This window comes from Variovorax sp. KBW07, from assembly GCF_003852515.1.
Classification (GTDB): Bacteria; Pseudomonadota; Gammaproteobacteria; order Burkholderiales; family Burkholderiaceae_C; genus Variovorax.
This window is the reverse complement of record NZ_QAJK01000233.1, coordinates 1-4,255: the sequence shown is the minus strand read 5'-3', so window position 1 is coordinate 4,255 and position 4,255 is coordinate 1. Positions and strand designations below refer to the sequence as shown.

The window sequence follows — 4,255 nt, the reverse complement described above, 5'->3', positions numbered from 1 at the left end:
ACGCACAAAGAATGCACCCGCTCCCAAGCAGCGTCCACCCCTTACATCGAAGCTTCGAGCATCGCTCTGTAGTCGTCGCGCGAAGCCAACCGCGGATTCGTCTTGTGGCAATGGTCAGCCATCGCCCCGTCGATGATCTTCTCGAACAACGCAGGCGTGACGCCCACTTCGGCAAGGCCCTTGGGCAAACCGAGCCGTGCGTTCATGTCGCGAATCGCGTCACCCAGATCCCCCGCCGAGTCCAGGTGCATCGCCTGCGCCATCCGTTGCAGACGTTGCTCCTTTTGTACCGATTCCGCCCCCGCGTTGAAGTGGATCACCGCCGGCAGGAACAGCGCGTTCAGCGTCCCATGGTGCAGGCGCGGATCCACCCCGCCCAAGCTGTGGCTCAGCGAGTGAACGCAGCCCAGGCCCTTCTGGAAGGCCATCGCGCCCTGCATCGACGCGCTCATCAGGTTCAGGCGGGCCTCGCGGTCGCTGCCGTCTTTCGTCGCACGCTCGATGTGGCCCCACGCCCGCTCCAGCCCGTCCAGGCCGATGCCATCGGCCGGTGGGTTGAAGGCTGCCGACATGAAGGTTTCCATGCAGTGCGCAATCGCGTCCATGCCCGTCGCGGCCGTCAGCTTGGGTGGCAGGCCGAGCGTGAGCTCGGGGTCGCAGATGGCTGCCTTGGGCATCAGGAACCAGCTGTGGAAGCCCAGCTTGCGGTGGTCGTCGACGATGACGATCGCGCCGCGTGCCACCTCGCTGCCGGTGCCGCTGGTGGTGGGCACCGCGATCAGCGGCACCGCGCGCTCGGTGATCTTCGGCGAGCCGCCTTCGATGGTCGCGTAGGTCTTCAGCGGGCCTTCGTGCGTGGCCGCGATGGCCACGCCCTTGGCGCAGTCGATGGCGGAACCACCGCCCACCGCGATCAGGCCGTCGCAGCGGCCGCTGCGGTACAGCTCGACGGCGGCGCGCACGGCCGCCTCGGTCGGGTTGGACGGGGTCTGGTCGAACACCGAGACTTCGAGGTCGGCGATGGCGTCGAGTGCTTTTTGCAGCACGCCGGCCGCGCGAACGCCGGCATCGGTCACGATCAGCGGGCGGTTGATGCCGATGCGTGCGCATTCGCTCGACAGGAGCTTGATGGCGCCGAATTCGAACTGGATCTGGGTGAGGTATTGGATGAGGGCCATGAGGTGGGAATGCCTGGGGCAGTACGATTGCGGACCACCCAAATCTAACAAGCAGGGACAGTCTTGCACATGAACAAAACCCTAGCCGCTGTCGCGCCGGGCACACCGCGCGCCGGCACCATGGCGGCAATGCCTTTCCAGTCCCGATGACGACGAATCCTCCAACGGCGCCGGCCCAGCCGCCGCTCACCACGAAGATGGCCAGCGTGGTCGAGCGCATGGCGCGCGCCGGCCACCCCACGCTCGACCAGCTCACGCCCGACGAGGCCAAGGCCTCCTACGAAAAAGGTGCGGGCGTGCTCGAAGTGCCCAAGCCCGAGCTGGCGCGCATCGAAGACTTCAGCATTGCCGCGCGCGATGGCTTCGCGATGCCCGCGCGGCTCTATGCGCCGTCGGCCGGGGTGCTGCCGGTGCTGGTGTACTTTCATGGCGGCGGCTTCACTGTCGGCAACATCCGCACGCACGACACGCTGTGTCGCGTGCTCAGCCACAAGAGCGGCTGCGCGGTGGTGTCGGTCGACTACCGGCTGGCGCCCGCGCACAAGTTTCCGACCGCATCGAACGATGCGTGGGACGCCTTCCAGTTCATCGCGAAAGAGGGCGCGAGCCTCGGCCTCGACGCGGCCCGCCTTGCGGTGGGCGGCGACAGCGCCGGTGGCACGCTGGCCGCGGTGTGCGCCATCCTGGCGCGCGATGCGGGCCTGCCGCTGGCGCTGCAGATGCTCATCTACCCCGGCACCACCGCGCACCAGGACACGGCCTCGCACCGCCGCCATGCCAACGGGCCGCTGCTGACCAAGGCGATGATCGATTTCTTCTTCGCCCAGTACGTGCGCACGCCGGCCGACCGCGACGACTGGCGCTTTGCGCCCTTGCTGGCAGACGACGTCGACGGCGTGGCGCCCGCGTGGATCGGCCTGGCCGAATGCGATGCGGTGGTGGACGAAGGCATTGCCTATGCCGACAAGCTGCGCGCCGCGGGCGTGCGGGTCGACCTCGAAATCTACCGTGGCGTGATCCACGAATTCATCAAGATGGGCCGCGCCATTCCCGAGGCGCTGCAGGCGCAGAACGATGCGGCCCTGGCACTCAAGGAAGCACTGAACCCATGACCGAAGCAACCGCCACTCCCCAGCGCAAGGATTTCCGTTTCTTTCATCGCCTGCGCGTGCGCTGGGCCGAAGTCGACATGCAGAAGATCGTCTTCAACGCCCACTACCTGATGTACTTCGACACCGCCATCGGCGACTACTGGCGCGCGATGGCGCTGCCGTACGAAGAGGCCATGCACTCGCTGAGCGGCGACCTGTACGTGCGCAAGGCCACCATCGACTTTCGTGGCTCGGCGCGCATGGACGACACGATCGACGTGGGCATGCGCTGCGCGCGCATCGGCAATTCGTCAATGGTGTTCGAAGGCGCGCTGTTCCGGCAAGGCCAGTTCCTGGTCGGTTGCGAGCTGGTCTACGTGTTCGCCGACCCGGCCACGCAAACCTCGAAGTCGGTGCCCACGGTCTTGCGCGATGCGCTCATGGGCTTCGAGGCTGGCGAGCCGATGCGCACGGTGGAAACGGGCAACTGGGACACGCTGGGCGAAGGCGCCGGTGCCTTGCGCCGGGCCGTGTTCATCGAGGAACAGAACATTCCAAAAGAACTGGAGTGGGACGCGCACGATGCCGTCGTGCTGCACGCCGTGGCGCGCAACCGCGTCGGCCAGGTCATTGCCACGGGCCGGCTGCTGCCGGCCGAAGACGGCGTTTCGCACATCGGCCGCGTGGCCGTGCACCGCAACCTGCGCGGCGGCGGGCACGGCGCCGCCGTGATGAAGGCGCTGGAAGAAGCGGCCCATGCCCGCGGCGACCGCGTGGTGGCGCTGAATGCGCAGCGCAGCGCCGAGAGTTTCTATGCGCGGCTGGGCTACCTGCCGCAGGGCGATGGTTTTGAAGAAGCCGGCATCCCGCACATCGAGATGCGCCGCACGCTGCGCTGACCGGAGGCGTTCGCCAGCTTCTTAGCTTGTCGTCGCCGGCGGGTTTCTTTCCTTCTTTTTCAGTAGCGGCTGGGCGGGTCCGGCACATAGCCGGGTTCCGAGCCGGGGAAGGGCGACGGTCCGGCAGGGCGCGGCCAGCGCGGCGTGGGCGCCACCGGAATCACGCCGGCCGCCACGAGGTTCTCGCGGCTGTCGTAGCGGATGCGCACCACTTCGTCGGGCGACGACTGGGCGCGCTCGAACGTCGTCTTGCCGACGTACGAAGTTTCGCGGCGGCCGTGGGCCGTGCCCAGGCTCGGGCTCGGTGCCTGCTGCTTGCGCGTCATGCTGCCCATCGGCGCTTCGGCTGCTGCCGGTGCCGCACTCTCGGCCGCCCCGGACTTGGCCCTCGAATCGGCCATTGATGAAGAAGACTCGCTTCGCTGGCGCTCCGCGCCACCGTATTCGTCGCGGCGCGAGTAGGGCGTGATGGGGGGCGGCAGCGGTTCGGGCATGCGCTCGCGAAACAGCGCGACGCCGATCACGCCCACGTCGTCCGGCCGGCCCGTGCGGCTGGCGTACGAATTGCCGGCCGACGAAAACTCGAACGCGGCAATCTGGGAATCGCTCTTGCGCCAGCCCGTGATGTCGCTGCGCTCGCGTCCGCTGAAGACATAGCCGTTCTGTTCGATGCCCGCCGTTTCGCCGGTGACGACGTTCACGCCGTCCACCGACATCACGGCCATGATGCGTTCGCCCATCGCATTGCGCGCCCGGATCGCGTAGCGCGTGCCGGGCCGGCCAGCGACCCAGTACTCGCCGCGATGGCGGTAGATCGGCAGCTCGGCGCCGCTGTTGCGGTCGACGATGCTGATCTGCATGAGCGAACCGATGCGGCTGGAGGGCGTCTGCGGCACATAAGGCCGCGCCGGGCTTTCCGCGCAGGCCGACAGCGCGGTCAGTGCCAGGACGGTGGAGAAAAGTCTGCGCTTCATAAAAGCTTCCTTGCCAGGAGTTGATCTGTGCAAGCTTCTACGGGGCAGGGATGCGGACGGGGTTAAACGTTGCGGAAAAAACTTCGGGGGCTCTCGCTCACGCCGACGGTGTG

4 protein-coding genes are annotated in these 4,255 nt (G+C 67.4%); 2 read left to right on the top strand and 2 right to left on the bottom strand.

What is annotated here, in order from left to right; translation table 11 throughout:
• Window positions 1–41: 41 nt before the first annotated feature.
• The gene (locus DBV14_RS32385; protein WP_124466119.1) at window positions 42–1,178 is read right to left on the bottom strand and encodes an iron-containing alcohol dehydrogenase; all 1,137 of its coding nucleotides are present in this window, start codon (window positions 1,176–1,178) and stop codon (window positions 42–44) included.
• Between the two features lie 146 nt (window positions 1,179–1,324).
• Here DBV14_RS32385 and DBV14_RS32380 point away from each other — a divergent pair, with 146 nt between their 5' ends.
• Together DBV14_RS32380 and DBV14_RS32375 are read left to right on the top strand one after the other, a co-directional pair.
• Entirely contained in the window at window positions 1,325–2,290 is a 966-nt protein-coding gene (locus tag DBV14_RS32380) for an alpha/beta hydrolase (RefSeq protein ID WP_124466116.1), read from the top strand.
• Window positions 2,287–3,168 carry a YbgC/FadM family acyl-CoA thioesterase gene (locus DBV14_RS32375; RefSeq protein ID WP_124466114.1) on the top strand — a complete coding sequence of 294 codons (882 nt, stop codon included), beginning with the start codon at window positions 2,287–2,289 and terminating at the stop codon, window positions 3,166–3,168. Before DBV14_RS32380 ends, DBV14_RS32375 begins: the two co-directional genes overlap by 4 nt.
• Before the next feature lie 59 nt (window positions 3,169–3,227).
• Here DBV14_RS32375 and DBV14_RS32370 read toward each other — a convergent pair whose 3' ends face one another.
• Window positions 3,228–4,142, bottom strand: coding sequence for a hypothetical protein (locus DBV14_RS32370; RefSeq protein WP_124466111.1), 915 nt, complete (start codon window positions 4,140–4,142; stop codon window positions 3,228–3,230).
• Window positions 4,143–4,255: the final 113 nt, after the last annotated feature.

Bases quoted from the DNA above. Each gene is read 5' to 3' on its own strand.
- DBV14_RS32385 (WP_124466119.1), bottom strand. From the start codon at position 1,178: ATGGCCCTCATCCAATACCTCACCCAGATCCAGTTCGAATTCGGCGCC.
- DBV14_RS32380 (WP_124466116.1), top strand. From the start codon at position 1,325: ATGACGACGAATCCTCCAACGGCGCCGGCCCAGCCGCCGCTCACCACG.
- DBV14_RS32375 (WP_124466114.1), top strand. From the start codon at position 2,287: ATGACCGAAGCAACCGCCACTCCCCAGCGCAAGGATTTCCGTTTCTTT.
- DBV14_RS32370 (WP_124466111.1), bottom strand. From the start codon at position 4,142: ATGAAGCGCAGACTTTTCTCCACCGTCCTGGCACTGACCGCGCTGTCG.